Below are 18,046 nucleotides of genomic sequence, written 5' to 3'. Positions count from 1 at the left end.
TTTAAAAACAAAATAGTATAAAAAAAATCCCGAAAATATTTTTCGGGATTTTTTTTTATTTTACAGCTACTTTATTCTGTTCGGCTTCAAAAATTCTCTTTCTTAAATCACTGGAGGAAAATCTATGATCTCTCTTATTATAATAGATCTCAATTCCTTTTTGTTCACAGTATTTTTTTCCCGTGAAATCTCTGTCCATATAATCATCTCCGATAATCCTTACATCGATCACGAATGATTTTAAAATATCTTCTAAATCTTCTTCCGTGTAGTAAGGAATGATCTCATCAACTGCATTTACAGCTTTAAGCTGAATATATCTCTCTACAATCGTCTGAGTAGGTTTGTTCTTGTTAGGACGATCATGAGAAGGATCAATTTGTAAGCCCACAATTAGATAATCACAAACTGTTTTTGCTTCTTCCAACATTTTTATATGACCGGCATGAAGTAAATCAAATGAAGAGAATGTAATCCCTATTCTTTCTGTTTTCATATTTATATATTTAAAAATTCACTGAAGCAATAAGTCCTTTAATCATAAAAAATCTATCACTCAGAAAAATATTTTGTAATTAATTTAACTATTAAAGTTTCTGGAATCCAGATATTTCTGCCATTCCCAAACTGTTTTTAATGCTTCTTCTAAGGTTGTTTCTGATTTCCAGCCCAATTCACGTTGAGCTTTATCAACTTTAGCATAAGCTATCGTAATATCCCCTTCTCTTCTGTCACAAATCTGATAAGCTACTTTTACATCATTAGCGATCTCAAAAGCCTTAACAACTTCTAATACGGATGAACCTTTTCCAGTCCCTAAATTATAAATATCAATCACAGTTTTGTTGTCCTTATCTGCCATTAATTTTTTTAAAGCTGCTACATGTGCTTTAGCAAGATCTACTACATAAATATAATCACGAATAGGAGTTCCATCTTCTGTTTCATAATCATTACCCCAAATATTTAGCTTTTCACGAATTCCCGCTGCGGTCTGCATTACATATGGAACCAGATTATTAGGAACACCAATTGGCAACTCTCCTAATTTCGCTGACGGATGCGCTCCAATGGGATTAAAATACCTCAACAAAGACACCTTTCTCTTATAGGCATTAGCAAAATCCTTAAGAATTTCTTCACCCATTTGTTTTGTCTTACCATAAACACTCTCTGGCATTTTCAATGGTGTTTCCTCATCAATCGGCATTACATCAGCCTGACCGTAAACAGTGCACGAAGAGCTAAAAATGAAATTTGAAATCTCTCTCTTCTTAAATTCCTGAAGTATATTGATCAATGAAAATAAATTATTCTCGTAATAGTCTACGGGTATAATTTGGCTTTCTCCAACCGCTTTAGAAGCTGCAAAATTAATACAGCCATCGATCTGATGGGCATCAAAAACCTGAGTTAAAAGCTCCTTCCTCTTTAAATCAAAAGGATAGAATACAGGCTTCTTTCCTGCAATCTCTTCTATATTGTTTAAAATAAATCTTTCTGAATTGGACAAATCATCTACAATAACAACATCAAAGTTATTATTAAGGAGTTCCACAACTGTATGGGAACCTATATATCCAAGACCTCCTGTTACCAGTATTGCCATTTATATTTTTATGTTTGAATTTTTATTCTTCTTTTTGCCCTATAAATTCAATGTTATCACATTTTACCTCTTTATATCTGTACTTGTTAACCAGTATAACCAGCAATGTTGTAATACAAATAAATACAGACAACATTACATACTCAAATAAGGGAATATCCTCTTCTGTCATAGCAAACTCTTGTAAAAACATAGTAGCCAAACCCACTAAAAAAATTACAATAAGAATTCCGTAAAATAAGTTTAAAAAAAATAAACTTTTCGATAATTTTAACAAAACCAGAATTAAGCTTACAAAGCTAAATAAGGAGCCGAATGCTAAGATTAACAGTGCAAAATATTTTCCGTTGGAAACAGCATAAGCTTCGCTTTTAAAAAGATTATAAGTATCAAAAGTGGCAAAACTAAATATTAAAAGTAGACAAAAATTGAATACAATTACAATAGCATTTAACCACTTATATTTAAATAATCTTTTTCTCATTACTATCCCATAAATTCCAACACAGCATCGGTAATATACTTCAACTGTTCTTCATCTAATTCTGTATGCATTGGAAGAGAAATAACCTGATCCAATAACTTATCTGTATTCACGAAATCAGCATCATTACTTTCCTGGAAATATGCCTTTTGCTTTCTTAATGCAACAGGATAATAAATCATTGCAGGAATTTCCTTTTCTGTTAAGAATTTCTGCAACTCATTGCGTTTTCCATTTAGGATTCTTAGTGTGTACTGATGAAATACGTGCGTTGTATTTTCTGCTCTTTTTGGGGTTAATATATTTGGATTACCAGCAAATGCCTCATCATAATAATCAGCAGCCTTTCTTCTCGCTTCGTTATAAGAATCAAGATTAGGAAGCTTTTTTCTCAGAATAGCAGCCTGAATACTGTCTAAACGAGAGTTTACCCCTACTTCATCATGATAGTATCTTTCATACATTCCATGATTAACAATTCCTCTTAAACGATGAGCCAATTCGTCGTTATTAGTAAAAATAGCTCCACCATCTCCATAGCAACCTAGATTTTTAGATGGAAAAAATGAAGTGGTTCCTACAGTAGACATTGTTCCTGCCTGCTTTACAGTCCCATCCGAGAATGTATAATCCGAACCGATTGCCTGTGCATTATCTTCAATAACAAATAAATTATTTTCTTCTGCGATCTTAAGAATTTCTTCCATATTAGCACATTGTCCAAATATATGTACTGGAATGATCGCTTTCGTTCTTGGTGTAATTGCTTTCTTTATCTCTTCTGTTGAAATCGTGAATGTATCGTAATCTACATCTACTAAAACAGATTTAAGTTTCAATAAATGAATAACTTCTACCGTAGCTGCAAAAGTAAAATCGGCAGTGATTACCTCATCTCCTTCTTTAAGGTCTAAGGCCATCAAAGCAATCTGCAAAGCATCGGTTCCGTTTGCACAAGGGATAACGTGCTTTACTTCTAAATAAGATTCCAATTCATTCTGGAAGGACTTCACTTCTGGGCCATTGATAAAAGCCGCTGAATCCATTACATTTAATACTGCATTATCTACATCATTCTTTATTTTGTAATACTGACTTTGCAAGTCAACCATCTGAATTTTTTTCATAAATAAATATTTCCGTAAAAATAAGGAATTTAAAATCCATTCAAAAATTTTATTGATTTTGTTTTATCTTTATACAAAATAACTTCATGAGAAAAATTCTACTTATTTGTCTTTTAATATGTTATTCACTTACATTTGCTCAAACACAGCTTGTTTTTGTGTTTTTTAATGACAAGCCAAATAAATCTGCTTTCTATGCTAATCCACTGTCTGAGCTTAGCCAGAAGTCGTTAAACAGAAGAATCGCATTGGGAATCTCATTAAACGATCAGGATGCTCCCATTGAACAATCTTACATACAGAATATCCAAAATCTAGGCTTTACGGTAACAGATTATTCAAAGTGGCTGAATGGGGTTGCTGTAAATGCTACACAAGCACAAATAACAACACTCCAGTCACAATCCTTTGTGCAATCCGTGGAAAGTTTTGCGAGAAATTCTTCAACAGGAACAAAGAATATGAATCGTAATAAGTGGGAAAACTTTAATAATACTAATAAAAATCTAACCACTTTTGATTATGGTTCTGGCTCTGAACAGATCGATCAGATTAATCTAAGACCACTTCATCTTGCTGGATTTACGGGAACAGGTGTTTCAATCGCCGTAATAGATACTGGTTTTCCTACTGTAAATACAGGATCTGCCTTTGCAAGGTTGTGGACAAACAATAAGATTAAAGCAAGCTACGATTTTGTCACGAAGTCTAATGACATTTATAATCCCACACTCAATGTTCATGGCTCCATAGTTTTAGGAGCTATAGGAGGTTATATCCAGGATACATTTGTTGGCTCTGCTCCAGATGCAGATTTTTATCTTTATCGCAGTGAAAATTCAACGGTAGAGATTCCTGAAGAAGAGCTATACTGGATCGAAGCCGCAGAGGAAGCTGATAGAAAAGGAGTTGATCTTATCACTACTTCTTTAGGGTATTCTACATTTGATGATCCGCGATATAATTATGAATATGCGGATATGAACGGAAACACTTCATTTATTGCGAGAGCTGCAGAAATTGCATCTAATAAAGGTATTTTTGTCTTAATCGCTGCCGGGAATTCAGGACAACAGCCTTGGCATTATATTCTAACACCAGCTGATAATGCCAAAGTATTTACAATCGGATCCGTAGATTCCAGTGGTAATTCATCTGGATTCTCATCTTTCGGACCTAATGCTTTAGGTGTAATAAAGCCAGACGGCAGTACCAGGGGATCCGCAGCTGCTACTGTTTTCGATAATGGCACAACTGTTGCCACTGGAACTTCTATTGCAACACCCATCGCAGCAGGAGGAATCGCCTGCTTAATTCAGGCTTTTTCAAATATGAATAGAGATCTGATGAAAAACAGATTAAGACAAACAGCATCATTATATCCTAATCATACAAGCCAAATGGGATATGGAATTCTAAATTTTGGCAGTTTTTATAATACTACGTTAAGTACTTCTGAAACGGTAAAAAAAGAAAAGGTTGCCGTATTTCCTAATCCTGTTAAGAGCATTTTGAATGTCGCTTCTGAAAGCGAGGTTTTATCATTGGAAGTTTATGATAATCTCGGAAGATTGGTTATTAAGAATACTCAACAAAAATCGCTACGAGTTGAACATTTTCCCCAGGGAACTTACTATCTGAAGATCCAGGCAAAAGACAGGGTTTATTATGAGAAATTTATAAAAGAATAATAAAGAACCTATCAATTAGATAGGCTCTTTATTTTTTTGTCATTGTTTTGAGCTTTCTTTGTATTCTTTTTCACTAAATTCAAGAACGTCTTTAAAATAATCATCTAAACTTTCAAATGCATGTTCGCCAGGATACCAATTTGCAAATTTCCAATATCTCCACTTTCCTTTTTTACTATTAGGAGGAATTAACAGAAATTGCTGTTCTTGATTCTTCCCTGCGACTATTATACTTCTTTCCAGTATATCACCTGTCTCAACATCTCCCTCTTTCCACATTTCAACAAGCTCACTGTCGACATTCTTAAAAAAATCAATTGCCTGTACTTCCATAAAAGTTGGTTCAATAGTATTAGGAGCAGAAAAACCATTTGTTGTTTTCAAAAAGTCTTTGTAATCTTCTGGCAAAATCACATTTAATCTTTTTTCTGCTCTAATTATTTCTTCATTTTTAGCTGGCTCAAATCCTAACCATTGATTTTGAATCTGAAACTTCGAAGCACTCTCATGAGCATCACCCAGCTTTATAGACAAGAAAGATATTGCAATTAAAATTTCTTTCATTATGGCTTACGCTGAATTTCTACTCGCATTAATATTTCCAAAAAGAGATCTCGTTACCAGCTTTTCATAAGCTTCTTTGTTTCCTTCTCCTTTTTGAATTTTCATTAAAGCATATTGCTGGATGCTTAACAATGGTAATACTATTTTCTCACGAATCTTCACCGACTTTCTGGATAGTGGGTCTTCTTCCTGAAGCATGGTAAATCCTGTTAATTCAAGCATAATATCTTTTGAAAGACTGTACTCTTCAAACAGCACATTCCAGAATGCTCCAAATTTCGCATTGTTCTTAATGTAGTATGTGAGTGGGAAATAAGACTTGTTCATACTCATCATTGAGTTTAAAACTAAAGTTTTAAAGAAGTCTGAACCTTTATATAAATCTCTTACTTCTTCAAACCTTCCCTGCTTCTTCATTTCTTCCATCGCAAATCCAAAACCAAAGAATCCAGGCACATTCTGTTTCAACTGTGACCATGAACCCACAAAAGGAATAGCCCTCAAATCTTCAAACCTTAGTTCATTTCCATTTCCTCTTTTCGACGGACGACTTCCAATATTCGTTTTACCGTAATATTCCAATGTACTCATCTCCTGAAGATAGGGTACAAACATAGGATGGGCTTTTAAGTCTGAATATTTTTTATAGCTAATCTCAGCTAGCTCTGTGATTAATTTTCTTTCTTTTTCTGTCAGATCTTTCTTAGAGTTTTTGAATACATCATTTTCCACTCCTGCGGTAAGAAGTTGCTCAAAGTTATATTTTGCCTGTTCCTTATTTCCAAAAATACTGGTTATGGTTTGCCCCTGAATCGTTAGTTCAATTTTATTATTGGCAATTGTATTTCCCTGTGAAGCATAAAAATCATGGGTTTTTCCGCCTCCTCTTGCAGGTGGCCCTCCTCTACCATCAAAAAAAACAACCTTAATTCCTGTCTGTTCAGAAAGCTGAGTCAAAACTTCTTTAGCTTTATAGATCTCCCAGTTTGCTTTTAAATACCCCCCGTCCTTTGTACCATCCGAGAAACCAAGCATGATCGTCTGTTGATTTCCTCTTTTTTCAAGATGTTTTTTATAGACAGGATTTTGATAAAGTTCCCGCATTACATTTTCAGCATTATTGAGCCCTTCCATAGTTTCAAACAATGGAACAATGTCCATATTGATATCTTCATCCTTATATCCGCAGATCTTGAAAAATGCATACACATTCATCACGTCCTTCACTGCATCAGAATTGGAAATAATATATCGGTTCATTCCCCGTAATCCATTTAGCTGCTGGATTCCCTCAACCTCCGAAACCGTAAGCAAGGTATCTTTTATAATACCTTCAAAATCATCTGCATTGACCTCATCTGTAATTTGAATTAATTTATTGAATTTTTCATTGTGATCAGCTTCAACATTTCCATAGACTTTTGTAAAAACCTCATCAATAACCTGCTGATGGATTCTGCTGTCCTGACGAATATCCAACGTAGCAAAATGGGTCCCAAAAATTTTAACACGATCCTTGAAATTCATTAAAAGATCTAAAAACAAAGAATTATGCTCATTAACAAGAATACGCTCTGCCTCATCTGCCCTTGCGAGAATATCTTCGGTAGTGATCTTATGATTATTAAAAATAGCACTATACAATTCGTCATTCAGCTGTTGTAAAACTTCCGATACCCCTCTGAAACTTAAGCGTCTTCTGATAAATTTCAAGTGACTGTAGTAGGATTTTAAAATCGCTGACCGAAGTTCTTCAGCTACTCTTCTGGTAACCTCTGCTGTTACGAAAGGATTTCCATCCCTGTCTCCTCCAGGCCAAAAACCAAGCTGAATAATATCTTCGTGTAAATGAAAATGCCCATTTCCAAAAGTTTTTCTGATCTTGGTAAACAATTCTCCAATTGTATCATAGTAAACATATCGTAAATAAGAAATAATACTCAAGGCCTCATCAATAGGCGTTGGCTTTTCTTTATTAACGAATGGTGTTTTCCCCAACTGCTGAAGCAGCATATCAATATTGGTTATAGAATCTGTCGTAATAGCAGATCTTAGATCCTGAATGATTCTTTGTACAGAACTCGGATAAAACTGGGTTGGGTGTGCTGTAAAGACTACTTTCACCGTAAAATCTCTTAATTTCTCACGAACTTTTTCAAGCTTATGATCCTGTTGTGAACGTTCAAAAAGATTGGTTACCGTTCCATTATCACTTTCAGAATGTAAATTAGGAAAAGCAGCATCTTCAATACTATCAAATAATACTACCTGCCTTTCGATATATTGTATAATCTTAAAAAGCAATTCTAATTTCTGCTCTTCAGTCTGTAAATCAGTATGGCTTTTAAAAAACTCTTCTACAATTTCTTCGGGTGTCTTTCCGACTTCGTAGCCATTTTTACTTTCTTCATATAAAAACGGGAGCAACATCCCGATATTAGTCATTTTATCATAAGGCAGACTCATAAATAATGAATTGTAGATCTGAAACTTATTTTCTACAATCTGCCTGAATTTTTCTGCGCGTTGGTCATGTATCATATAACAAATGTAGTAGATTTTGTTTTTAAATAGTGTCTATTTTAATTAAAAAAATATAAAATATTGACAAAATATACTCCTCATATTCTAGTTTAATTAACCAAAATTTAATTTGTCCTTTTCATCATTATTTTGCCTACCTATGTAACTAAATTACTCTTTAAACTGTTCTATGTATAAATCTACTCTATGAAATACCCATTGCTATCCATAAAAAAATTATTAATTGTTGCGTTCCTCCCATTTTCATATTTATTGTCAGCTCAAAAAGCTCCAGATAGTATTGACATTTTTCTTAAGAGTAAGATGGAACAGCTCAAAATACCGGGACTTCAGTTAGCTGTTATCAGAAATGGGAAGCTAGAGAAACTGAGCAACTACGGTTATTCCAATCTGGAACATCAGGTTTCAACAAAAACGAAGACTGTATTCTCAATCAATTCTATAACCAAGGCTTTTGTAGGTGTTGCTATTTTACAATTACAAGAGCAGAGGAAATTAAAAGTAGATGATATTATTTCTCTTTACATCACAGATATTCCCAATGAATGGAAATCCATAACCATCAGACAGATGATGAGTAATGTTTCAGGACTTCCAAATAATATTGATAACAAGGAACAGCTATTAGGAGATGGCTCAGAGGAAAAAAACTGGGAACTGGTGAGAAAATTACCTATGGAATTTCAACCTGGAGAAAAGTTCAGTTATAATCAGACCGGATATTATATTTTAGGAAAAATAATTACAAAATTAAGTGGCAAACATTTCACCCAATTCATTGAAGAAAATCAGTTTAAGCCATCACAAATGACGGTTACACAATTTGGTGATTCTAATGATATTATTCCTAATAGTGCCGGAGCCTATTCTACGATCATTAATACAGATGGAAAATGGATTAATGACGGAAAACAACATAACGCTTTTGCAACTTTTCCCGTGTTTTTCAGAACAGCTACAGGAATTATTTCATCCGCTGAAGACCTTAGTAAATGGCTTATCGCCTTACAAAATGATCAGTTATTAAAAGATAAGAACAGTATTACACAACTTTTCACAACAACAAAATTGAATGATGGACATATTGATGGTTTTAATAAATTAACGAACGGTTATGCACTTGGCTGGCCAACCGTGGTAAGAGAAGATCATCCCGCGGCAGCTCCAGTTGGTGGAATGCGTTCTGCTTTATTTGTTTATCCTAAAGACGACTTATCGATCGTGGTTTTAACAAATCTTCAGGGCTCCAATCCGGAATGGTTTATTGATGAAATTGCCAGTTACTATATTTCTGACATGAAAGTTGAAAATGGTTTTGGCTTGAGTTCCAATATGAAATTATTACGCCAGCAAGCTATAAAAGATGGATTCAGCAATATTGAAAAAGCATATAAAACATTAAAAAAAGATCATAAAAACTTCGCCTTAACAGAAGATGAAGTAAATGCCTGGGGTTACCAATTGTCAGGTTTACATAAAAAGGATGAAGCATTAAATGTATTTAAATTAAACACACTGTTATTTCCTCAAAGCTCAAATGTTTTTGACAGTTATGGCGAGATTTTAGAAACCATGGGAAATAGGAAAGAAGCTATTATTAATTATAAGAAATCCCTTTTGTTAAATCCTGGAAATACAAATGCTGCTGATTATTTAAAAAATAAATAGAATAATATCCTGAAGCGAAATTTGCCTTAGTGTAGAATGGAAGATCACCATATTGATATAAAAATATCATTTCGTAAATTTACAGGATCACAATCATCTATGAAAATAATTGTTGCGCTCTCCCTCATTGTATCCAATCTGTTTTATACTCAGATTACAGTTCCTAATGATTATAAGAAAATTCCTGATATCCTGGATACGGTTGATTATTTATACCCATTCATCGTCCCGAGTAAGGAATATGCTTATTGGAGAGTACTCAGCAACGTCACCGATCCCGATAAGGCTGTGATCTATGAAAGCCAAATGCCTGATCCGATGACCATCAATGAACCTGTTCCTGAAAAAGGTTTTTTCCAAAAATGTATTGGAGAAGGATGCTTTTCATACATCCTTGCCTGTAAAAAAGATAGGTCAGTCTATTTTTCCAATGAACAGCAACTTAAAGATTTTATCGGATCCGTGGATAATCTTCCTGAGGCTCTTCTTATAGCAAGGATCAATGGTTTCTGGATCGACACCAAGAACCGATTCACAGGTTCATATAAAATAGAAGACAAATACATTTCCATATATGGTTTAAAATCAAAAGACTGTCCGGCTACGAAAGAATCTTTTCTAATAAAAATTAATCGGAAAAATGGAAAACTCGACGCAAAAAGTAATGGTGTTTACTACAAAAGTGATGAGTGTATAAACCAATAAAGAAACTACCCATTTAAGAGCAGTTTCTTCATAAAATCTAAAAATATTAAATATTGACAGCACCCTGTCCGGATGCAATCAAATAAGCTTCCTTCAAAGTTTCTGAATAGGTTGGATGTGCATACGAAATACGGAACATATCTTCTGCAGTCACTTCAAACTCCTGAGCAATAACCGCCTGAGCTATTAAATCTGCAGCTCTTGCACCAATAATATGAACTCCTAAAACTTCTCCATACTTCGGATCTATCAAAACTTTTGCAAATCCTTCTGTATCCATTGAAGCTCTCGCTCTCGCACTGGCTGAAAATGGAAATTTTCCGAATTTGTATTCAATCTGATTATTTTTCAGATACTCTTCTGTATACCCAACAGAAGCTACTTCCGGCCATGTGTATACCACAGAGGGGATACTGTTATAATGAATAGGTCGATTTTGCCCGTTAATCGTTTCCACAACCAAAACGCCCTCTTCTTCCGCTTTATGAGCCAGCATAGCACCACCAATAACATCTCCAATTGCATAAATATTGGATACTGATGTTTTACATGTACCGTCTACCTTGATAAAACCCCGGCTATCAACCTGTACCTCTGTTCTTTCCAGTCCCAGTCCTTCTGTAAAAGGTTTTCGTCCTACTGCAACAAGAACATAATCAGCTTCCAATTCACTTTCTTTACCACTTTGATCCCGAAAAAATACTTTTGCAGATGATCCCAGATTCTCCGTTTTATAAACAGACTGATTAAGAAGAATATCAATCCCTTCCTTTTTTAAGATCTTCTGAAGGCTTTTTCCCAATTCGTGATCCATAGTAGAAATAAGATGATCAGCATATTCAACAACGGTTACTTTTGTACCAATACGACTGAAAATGGATGCCATTTCCACTCCTATCACTCCACCACCTATGATCACCATAGTTTTAGGTTTTTCTTGAAGTGAAAGAGCTTCTGTAGAAGTAATAATTCTTTGTTTATCTATTTCTATTCCAGGTATTGCAGACGGCTTAGAACCCGTTGCAATGATGTAGTTTTTCGCAACTATAGTTTGGTTTCCTTCTTTTCCGGTAACTTGTATTGTAGAATTATTTATAAATTGTGCTACACCCTTAATATGAGTAATTTTATTTTTACTCATTAAAAATTCAAGTCCGGATGTATTTTTAGCGACAACCTCTGATTTCCTTTTATACATTTGAGAAAAGTCAAGATCAATTTCGCCCAGTCCGATTCCATGAGTAGCAAACTTATGTTGCGCATCTGCATAATGATGGGTGCTGTCCAATAAGGCTTTCGTCGGAATACAACCCACATTGGTGCATGTTCCGCCTAAAGTATCATACTTTTCTATAATAGCTGTCTTATAACCCAATTGTGCACTTCTGATTGCTGCTACATACCCTCCAGGACCTGAGCCTATTACGGCAACGTCATAATTTTCCATTGATTGATTAATTTATTTATGATTAAATTTGCTTGCAAAACGAAAGTAAAATTACATAAAAACTTTCATTTTGCAAGTGTTTTTCTAATTAAAAGCTATGAGTAAAAAAAGATCAGATTGTCCTATCAGTTCATCCTTGGAAATATGGGGTGACAAATGGTCATTGCTAATCATCCGTGACCTTATGCTGAACAAGGAATGTACCTATGGAGAGTTTCTTAAAGCGGATGAAAAAATTGCAACCAATATATTGGCTTCGAAACTACAGCATCTATCAGAGAATGGCATTATTGACAAGAAAGATCATCCGGATAGTAAATTAAAGGGTCTATATTATCTTACAGAAAAAGGGATTGATCTGGTTCCTATCATTGTTGAGATTAACCTTTGGGGAGATAAATATTTATCTACTCCGCCTGATAAGCTTAAAATGCTTGAGAATATAAAGAGAGATAAAGAAAAGTTTATAGAAACAGCTAAAATTTATCTTAAGGGAAAATAATTTATTCACCACAAAAGTCAATAGTTTTCATAAAAAATAATCATATTAATTTTAAAACTTCGTTAACTCAATTTTCATATTGCATTCCGTAAATTTGAATTAAAATAAATTTACAATAATGCTAAACTTCGAGTTTAAAAATCCAACAAAAATACTTTTCGGGAAGGGTGAAATAACTAAAATTTCAAAAGAAATTCCCGCAGATGCTAAAATATTAATCCTCTATGGTGGTGGAAGCATCAAAAGCAATGGTGTTTACGACCAGGTAAAAGAAGTCTTGAAGGATCATCAGGTTTATGAGTTCGGTGGAATTCCTGCTAATCCGGAGTATGAAGTTTTAATTAATGCACTAGATGTTATTAAAGAAAACAAAATAACATTTCTATTAGCTGTCGGCGGAGGTTCTGTAATTGATGGAACTAAATTTCTTTCTGCAGCTGCAAATTACAATGGTGAACCTTGGGAAATTCTAAAAAAACCTGTAAGAACATTTGAAGGAGAAGGAATGCCTTTCGGAAGCATTTTAACGCTTCCGGCGACCGGTTCGGAAATGAATTCAGGATATGTAATTTCGAGAAGAGAAACAAATGAAAAATTATCTTCCGGTGGTCCCGGACTTTTTCCTCAATTTTCAGTTTTAGACCCTGAAGTCGTACGGTCTATTCCTAAAAGACAGATCGTAAACGGAATTACAGATGCTTATACTCACATTTTAGAGCAATATATGACTGCTCCATCTTCTGCAGATTTACAGGAAAGAATTGCAGAAAGCATCCTGATCAGTTTACAGGAAACCGCTCCAAAAGTAATGGCTGATAATTTTGATTATGATGCAGCCGGAAACTTTATGTGGTGTTGTACTATGGCTCTTAACGGATTGATCCAAAAAGGTGTTATTACAGACTGGGCAGTTCATGCAATGGGGCACGAATTAACGGCTTATTACGGAATTGATCATGCTAGAACACTTGCTATCATTGCCCCTTCTCATTATCGCTATAATTTTGATTCAAAAAAAGGAAAACTGGCACAATACGCCGAGAGAGTTTGGGGAATTAAGGAAGGAAGCACAGAAGAAAAGGCTGAAGCTGGAATAAAAAAAATGGAAGAATTTTTCCATAGTTTGGATATCCAGACTAAACTTTCAGAATACACCGAAGAATATAAAGGAACTGCTGAAAGAGTAGAAAAAGCATTCACCGAAAGAAACTGGCTTGGTCTGGGAGAGTATAAAAAACTGACTCCTCAGGATGCGTATAAAATCGTAGAAATGAGCTATTAATAAAGCTTAGGGCTGGAAGTTACAAGTTGTTTTATTTTTGAGTTCTTAAAGCATCTGAATTTTCAAATCTTTAAATTCTAAACACTTGTTGCTTCCAGCTTATCATATAAAATTATTTTATTTATAAACATTCGTTTAAAAAACCTTAATTTCATTACAAATATTTCAAATTTATTTATATTTTAGCATATTCTTAAATTTGTGAAAATGAAAAAACAACTACTTTTATTTGCCTTTTCAGCGTTAGCGCTTACCTCTTGTGAAGATGATAATAATCAAGCCTACGAATTGGATATGATGAAGGGAGAATGGAAGACGAGTAAAACAGAAATTATCTCCGGAAAAGACAATAAAACTGTACTTGCTTCCGACGTTCCAACAGGGTGTAGTACTAAAAATGTAACAGTTTTCAGAACTGACTATTTTACATCGTATACCTCTTATGCAGGAGTTGGTGCTGACTGTCAGCAAAATGGAGTAAGTGAGGGAACTTTTACGTATGATACTGAAAGTAAGGATTTAAATATAACATATAAGAACGATACTGAAAGAAAGTATAGAATTGTTATACTCAACAGTACAGAGCTAAAAATACAACAGCTGTTTGGCAATGTTGATGTAAATGGAGATCAGGTGGTAGATATAAGCTACACCACTTACAAAAGATAAAAACCACACTCCCGAAAGTTCGGGAGTTTTTTTTGAGAAGGTTTTTTAATTAACTAAAAATTATTAAAAAAATGAAGAAGATTCTATCAGCATTCTTATTGCTGTCATTTGCCCTTTTCTTTTCGCAGAAAGAAAAGTCAGTGTTCTGGCAGGACATACAAAATTTCAAAAAATTAGATCAGAAAACTCCACCTCCCAAAGATGCTATTCTTCTAATTGGAAGTTCCTCTTTTACCAGATGGACAGATATTGCCAGTTATTTTCCTGATAAAACACTCATCAACCGTGGATTTGGTGGCTCAAGATTAACAGATCTCAATGATTTTGCCACTGATCTTCTAGATCCTTATCAACCAAAACAAATCATCATTTACTGTGGTGATAATGATTTTGCAGACAATCATCAACTCAAAGCAAAAGTAGTTGTTGAGCGATATAAAACTTTTTATAAGAAAGTTCGTGAAAGGTTTCCGGATATAGAAATTGATTATATTTCAATAAAATTTTCACCAAGCAGAAAGATCCTCTGGCCGCAAATGAAAGAAACCAATAAAAAGATTGCTGCATTCATGAAAAAAGAAAAAAACGCCGAATATATTGATATCACAAAAGCAATGGAAGATGCAAACGGAAATGTCAGAAGAGATCTCTTCCTGGAAGATATGCTTCATTTGACCCCCGAAGGAAACAAAATCTGGGCAGATGTGATTAGACCTTATATGAAATAATTAAAAAAAATGATAAAAAAACAAATAACCATTTTAATTCTTATTTTTAGTTTTTCAGTAATTTTTGGACAAAAAGATAAAAGTTTTGATAAACAAAAACTTATTCAAGAGCTTTCTGATAATGCATGTAAATGTACTGACTCAATTAGTTTGTTTAATCGCAGTAAAAAAGACATTTTAAAAGATGTACATGATTGTATTGATAAACATGCCGGAGCATTACAAATAGGATTGCTATTAGGAAGCGTAGAAACTTTAGAAAAAAAAGCACCAGAAGTAAATGGTAAAAAACAAATAAATTTAAACTTTGATACAAGTAAAAACTCTCAACAATATACAGAAAGCTATAATGAACTTGAACGTTATCTGATGCAAAATTGTGAAAGTGTAAAAATGGCAACCGCTGTATCAGAAACCAAAACTGAAGGACTTTCAAAAGATCCAATCGCCTTGGAATTCTACTCTAAAGCATTAGAGGCTTCAAAAAAAGAAGATTGGAAAGAAGCTATTAGAAATAATGAAGAAGCTGTAAAAAAAGATCCGAAATTCATTTATGCCTGGGATAATTTAGGTATAAATTACAGACGAATTAACGAATATGATAAAGCTCTTGAAGCCTATAAAAAATCTCTTGAAATAGACCCGAAAGGAAAAATGCCTTTACAAAATATTCCTCTGGTTTATATATACAAGAAAGATTTTCAAAAAGCAATTGATGCTTATTTAGCCTTAGACAAGTTATACCCTGGAGACCCTGAAGTCTATTACGGAATTGGTCAGGTGTATTTTTCAGGTATTAAAGATGATGAAAAAGCATTAGATTATATCTGTAAAGCTTATAGGATTTATAGCAATCAAAAATCTCCCTATCGAACAGATGCTGAAGCTGTAATGCAATCTATTTACAAAAACATGAAAGAAAATAACAAAACTGAAAAATTTAAAGAAATCTTGAAAAAAAATAATATGCAGTTTTGATTAAAGAAGTTTTCAAATTGCCAACTTTTAATTTATTAATTTTCATTTAGTAATGTTTCATGTAATAACGATGATAAAGAAGAACCTCTTACGTTAGTGGAACGAGAAACCATACAAATAAAAGAGGCTCCCAAATTGGGAGCCTCTTTTATTATTTCTTTTTTTTCGATTTTGAGATCGCTTTCTGTTGGGCCCTGTTGGCTCCAAATTTCTTTGGTGCTTTTCTTTTAGAAGGTCCACCCCAGTTTTCTTTTTTGTTTTTATCTTTTTTCTCGTGAAATGCTCCACCACCCTCATGTAATTTTACCTGTGCTGGATTTTTCATTACAATCTGTTCCTCTTCAGAAGCAATCTTTTTAGGATTTATTTTTACCTCTTCAGGGAAATCAATAAATTTCAATTCCTTATCCATCAAGAGCTCAATATCTAATACTAAAGATTCTTCTTTCTTAGTAACGAACGTTATTGCTTTACCATCCTTATCTGCTCTACCTGTTCTACCAATTCTGTGAATATACTGTTCCTGTACTTCAGGTGTTTCGAAATTGATCACGTGGGTAATATTCGAAATATCTAATCCTCTCGCCATTACATCGGTGGTGATCAGTCCTCTAATCTCTTCATTCTCGAAACGCTTCATCGCTTTCAATCTGTAATTCTGAGATTTGTTGGAGTGGATTACATCAAATTGTTCAGGGAAAAGCTCACTAATTTTAGCAAACAATAAATCGGCATTCTTTTTATTATTATTGAAGATCAACACTTTGGACATATCTGCATTACTTTTCAGTAAATGTTCCAGTAAATTGATCTTGGTATTAAAGTTTTCAACTTTATAACCCGTCTGTTCTATTTTTTCAAGTGGAGTTCCTGATTTTGCCAATGAAATTTCAATTGGATGTGCGAAATACTGATCCAACATTTCATCTACAGCCTCCGTCATGGTAGCAGAGAATAGAATATTTTGTCTCTTCGCCTTCATCATTTCGAAAATATGTGTTAACTGAGGTCTGAAACCTAAGTTAAGCATTTCATCAAATTCATCAATAATAAGCTTTTGAACCTCTCTAAGAGATATAGCATTATCAATCGCCAGATCCATTACTCTACCAGGTGTACCTATTAAAATGTCACATCCGTTATTGAATAAAAGTTTCTGTGTATTGATATTCTTGCCACCATAAATCCCTATAACTCTTGCAGTAATGTTTTCCGTTAACTTTTCAACAATTTCCGTTACCTGAACTACCAATTCTCTTGTAGGAACCAACACCAAAACTGTTGGATTTCCTGTTTTATTATATTTCCAAGTCTTAAGGACTGGTAAAAGATAAGCTAATGTTTTTCCGGTTCCGGTTTGAGCAATTCCCATAACATCTCTTCCTGAAAGTATTGGGCTCAAGCTCTTTTCCTGAATAGGTGTAGGTTCGAATAATTCTAAATCTGCTAAAACATCAAGAATTTTAACCGGAAGGTCAAAATCTGCAAAAGTGAGTTTTTCCATTTTGCAAAGATAGGTATTTAATTAATTTTTACACTTTCACTTATTATTTTAATATCGTCATCCTTCCATTGGCTCGAAGTAATGATCACATTTCCTTTCTTTTTAGGATCTTTTTTAATGGGAAATTTATCTTCTTCCCATTGTGAACAATGTGTAGAAATAGGCTTTACTAAAGGCTTCCAATCTGTTTTCCCATAGGTATATACATAAAAAGGATGCCAACAACTTGTGCACCAATCCGGGTAAGCCCCAAGATCATCTTTTCCATCATCATTTAAGTCACCAAGATTATATAAAGTGACTCCATTAGCTGGTGAGATCGTGAAAGGTTTTATCTTTTTATCACTAAAAAAGATCGTTGTTTCACATTTTCCATCACATTCTTCACTGCAGTCGTTTACTTTTGCGAAGGCATATTCTTTTGTCCCATTTCCATCATAGTCACCCTGCATTCCTTTTTCTTCTGCTTTTTGAGCCCATAAAAGAGAACTCCAAAAAGTAAAAGCGGTTAAGATCATTAGTTTCATCTGGTTATTTTTTGTTG

At 34.0% G+C, this 18,046-nt stretch carries 17 protein-coding genes; 8 read left to right on the top strand and 9 right to left on the bottom strand.

From position 1 onward, the window contains the following. Nucleotides 1-55: 55 nt before the first annotated feature. From NG806_RS00290 to NG806_RS00275, 4 genes are all read right to left on the bottom strand, one after another. Complete coding sequence (locus NG806_RS00290) at nt 56-496, bottom strand: adenylyltransferase/cytidyltransferase family protein (protein WP_214833379.1); 441 nt, start codon at nt 494-496, stop codon at nt 56-58. An 84-nt stretch (nt 497-580) separates the two neighbouring features. Beyond that, a complete protein-coding gene (galE, locus tag NG806_RS00285; RefSeq protein WP_261511495.1) occupies nt 581-1,609 on the bottom strand; it encodes a UDP-glucose 4-epimerase GalE in 1,029 nt (342 codons plus the stop codon). 22 nt (nt 1,610-1,631) lie between these two features. Next, nucleotides 1,632-2,093, bottom strand: a complete 462-nt coding sequence (locus NG806_RS00280; protein ID WP_261511494.1) for a hypothetical protein — start codon at nt 2,091-2,093, stop codon at nt 1,632-1,634. Nucleotides 2,094-2,095: 2 nt separating this feature from the next. Further along, complete coding sequence (locus tag NG806_RS00275; RefSeq protein ID WP_261511493.1) at nt 2,096-3,220, bottom strand: DegT/DnrJ/EryC1/StrS family aminotransferase; 1,125 nt, start codon at nt 3,218-3,220, stop codon at nt 2,096-2,098. Nucleotides 3,221-3,306: 86 nt separating this feature from the next. Here NG806_RS00275 and NG806_RS00270 point away from each other — a divergent pair, with 86 nt between their 5' ends. Then, nucleotides 3,307-4,911 (top strand): S8/S53 family peptidase, encoded by a 1,605-nt coding sequence (locus tag NG806_RS00270; RefSeq protein WP_261511492.1) that lies wholly within the window; start codon nt 3,307-3,309, stop codon nt 4,909-4,911. A gap of 39 nt (nt 4,912-4,950) precedes the next feature. On the opposite strand, the gene NG806_RS00265 is transcribed toward NG806_RS00270, so the two are convergent. Both NG806_RS00265 and NG806_RS00260 read right to left on the bottom strand, forming a co-directional pair. Beyond that, nucleotides 4,951-5,475: an SMI1/KNR4 family protein gene (locus tag NG806_RS00265; protein ID WP_261511491.1), complete on the bottom strand. Its 525-nt coding sequence runs from the start codon at nt 5,473-5,475 to the stop codon at nt 4,951-4,953. Nucleotides 5,476-5,481: 6 nt separating this feature from the next. Beyond that, entirely contained in the window at nt 5,482-8,016 is a 2,535-nt protein-coding gene (locus tag NG806_RS00260) for a phosphoenolpyruvate carboxylase (RefSeq protein ID WP_214833394.1), read from the bottom strand. A 189-nt stretch (nt 8,017-8,205) separates the two neighbouring features. Between NG806_RS00260 and NG806_RS00255 the strand changes: the two genes are divergently transcribed. Both NG806_RS00255 and NG806_RS00250 read left to right on the top strand, forming a co-directional pair. Beyond that, on the top strand, nt 8,206-9,687 hold the full coding sequence (locus tag NG806_RS00255; protein WP_261511490.1) for a serine hydrolase: 1,482 nt from the start codon (nt 8,206-8,208) through the stop codon (nt 9,685-9,687). A 99-nt stretch (nt 9,688-9,786) separates the two neighbouring features. Continuing rightward, nucleotides 9,787-10,392, top strand: coding sequence for a hypothetical protein (locus tag NG806_RS00250; RefSeq protein ID WP_214833400.1), 606 nt, complete (start codon nt 9,787-9,789; stop codon nt 10,390-10,392). 46 nt (nt 10,393-10,438) lie between these two features. On the opposite strand, the gene lpdA is transcribed toward NG806_RS00250, so the two are convergent. Next, complete coding sequence (gene lpdA / locus NG806_RS00245) at nt 10,439-11,839, bottom strand: dihydrolipoyl dehydrogenase (RefSeq protein WP_261511489.1); 1,401 nt, start codon at nt 11,837-11,839, stop codon at nt 10,439-10,441. A gap of 97 nt (nt 11,840-11,936) precedes the next feature. Here lpdA and NG806_RS00240 point away from each other — a divergent pair, with 97 nt between their 5' ends. The 5 genes from NG806_RS00240 to NG806_RS00220 all read left to right on the top strand — a co-directional run bounded on the left by NG806_RS00240 (nt 11,937) and on the right by NG806_RS00220 (nt 15,998). Beyond that, nucleotides 11,937-12,341: a winged helix-turn-helix transcriptional regulator gene (locus NG806_RS00240; RefSeq protein ID WP_214833405.1), complete on the top strand. Its 405-nt coding sequence runs from the start codon at nt 11,937-11,939 to the stop codon at nt 12,339-12,341. Between the two features lie 118 nt (nt 12,342-12,459). Beyond that, a complete protein-coding gene (locus tag NG806_RS00235; RefSeq protein WP_261511488.1) occupies nt 12,460-13,623 on the top strand; it encodes an iron-containing alcohol dehydrogenase in 1,164 nt (387 codons plus the stop codon). Between the two features lie 207 nt (nt 13,624-13,830). Next, on the top strand, nt 13,831-14,292 hold the full coding sequence (locus NG806_RS00230) for a lipocalin-like domain-containing protein (protein WP_214833411.1): 462 nt from the start codon (nt 13,831-13,833) through the stop codon (nt 14,290-14,292). 71 nt (nt 14,293-14,363) lie between these two features. After that, nucleotides 14,364-15,020: a GDSL-type esterase/lipase family protein gene (locus NG806_RS00225; RefSeq protein WP_261511487.1), complete on the top strand. Its 657-nt coding sequence runs from the start codon at nt 14,364-14,366 to the stop codon at nt 15,018-15,020. Between the two features lie 9 nt (nt 15,021-15,029). Then, nucleotides 15,030-15,998, top strand: a complete 969-nt coding sequence (locus NG806_RS00220; RefSeq protein WP_214833417.1) for a tetratricopeptide repeat protein — start codon at nt 15,030-15,032, stop codon at nt 15,996-15,998. Between the two features lie 151 nt (nt 15,999-16,149). On the opposite strand, the gene NG806_RS00215 is transcribed toward NG806_RS00220, so the two are convergent. Next, nucleotides 16,150-17,502, bottom strand: coding sequence for a DEAD/DEAH box helicase (locus NG806_RS00215; protein WP_214833420.1), 1,353 nt, complete (start codon nt 17,500-17,502; stop codon nt 16,150-16,152). A gap of 17 nt (nt 17,503-17,519) precedes the next feature. Next, entirely contained in the window at nt 17,520-18,029 is a 510-nt protein-coding gene (locus NG806_RS00210; protein WP_261511486.1) for a hypothetical protein, read from the bottom strand. Nucleotides 18,030-18,046: the final 17 nt, after the last annotated feature.

The organism is Chryseobacterium paludis (assembly GCF_025403485.1).
GTDB lineage: Bacteria > Bacteroidota > Bacteroidia > Flavobacteriales > Weeksellaceae > Chryseobacterium > Chryseobacterium paludis.
Note: the sequence above shows the minus strand (reverse complement) of the source record. Positions and strands in the feature narration are given on the sequence as shown.

What these genes read in the sequence shown, in the direction of transcription:
- NG806_RS00235 (WP_261511488.1), top strand. Translation starts at nt 12,460, where the DNA reads ATGCTAAACTTCGAGTTTAAAAATCCAACAAAAATACTTTTCGGGAAG.
- galE (WP_261511495.1), bottom strand. Translation starts at nt 1,609, where the DNA reads ATGGCAATACTGGTAACAGGAGGTCTTGGATATATAGGTTCCCATACA.
- NG806_RS00270 (WP_261511492.1), top strand. Translation starts at nt 3,307, where the DNA reads ATGAGAAAAATTCTACTTATTTGTCTTTTAATATGTTATTCACTTACA.
- NG806_RS00240 (WP_214833405.1), top strand. Translation starts at nt 11,937, where the DNA reads ATGAGTAAAAAAAGATCAGATTGTCCTATCAGTTCATCCTTGGAAATA.
- NG806_RS00215 (WP_214833420.1), bottom strand. Translation starts at nt 17,502, where the DNA reads ATGGAAAAACTCACTTTTGCAGATTTTGACCTTCCGGTTAAAATTCTT.
- NG806_RS00210 (WP_261511486.1), bottom strand. Translation starts at nt 18,029, where the DNA reads ATGAAACTAATGATCTTAACCGCTTTTACTTTTTGGAGTTCTCTTTTA.
- lpdA (WP_261511489.1), bottom strand. Translation starts at nt 11,839, where the DNA reads ATGGAAAATTATGACGTTGCCGTAATAGGCTCAGGTCCTGGAGGGTAT.
- NG806_RS00230 (WP_214833411.1), top strand. Translation starts at nt 13,831, where the DNA reads ATGAAAAAACAACTACTTTTATTTGCCTTTTCAGCGTTAGCGCTTACC.
- NG806_RS00280 (WP_261511494.1), bottom strand. Translation starts at nt 2,093, where the DNA reads ATGAGAAAAAGATTATTTAAATATAAGTGGTTAAATGCTATTGTAATT.
- NG806_RS00250 (WP_214833400.1), top strand. Translation starts at nt 9,787, where the DNA reads ATGAAAATAATTGTTGCGCTCTCCCTCATTGTATCCAATCTGTTTTAT.
- NG806_RS00255 (WP_261511490.1), top strand. Translation starts at nt 8,206, where the DNA reads ATGAAATACCCATTGCTATCCATAAAAAAATTATTAATTGTTGCGTTC.
- NG806_RS00220 (WP_214833417.1), top strand. Translation starts at nt 15,030, where the DNA reads ATGATAAAAAAACAAATAACCATTTTAATTCTTATTTTTAGTTTTTCA.
- NG806_RS00265 (WP_261511491.1), bottom strand. Translation starts at nt 5,475, where the DNA reads ATGAAAGAAATTTTAATTGCAATATCTTTCTTGTCTATAAAGCTGGGT.
- NG806_RS00290 (WP_214833379.1), bottom strand. Translation starts at nt 496, where the DNA reads ATGAAAACAGAAAGAATAGGGATTACATTCTCTTCATTTGATTTACTT.
- NG806_RS00225 (WP_261511487.1), top strand. Translation starts at nt 14,364, where the DNA reads ATGAAGAAGATTCTATCAGCATTCTTATTGCTGTCATTTGCCCTTTTC.
- NG806_RS00260 (WP_214833394.1), bottom strand. Translation starts at nt 8,016, where the DNA reads ATGATACATGACCAACGCGCAGAAAAATTCAGGCAGATTGTAGAAAAT.
- NG806_RS00275 (WP_261511493.1), bottom strand. Translation starts at nt 3,220, where the DNA reads ATGAAAAAAATTCAGATGGTTGACTTGCAAAGTCAGTATTACAAAATA.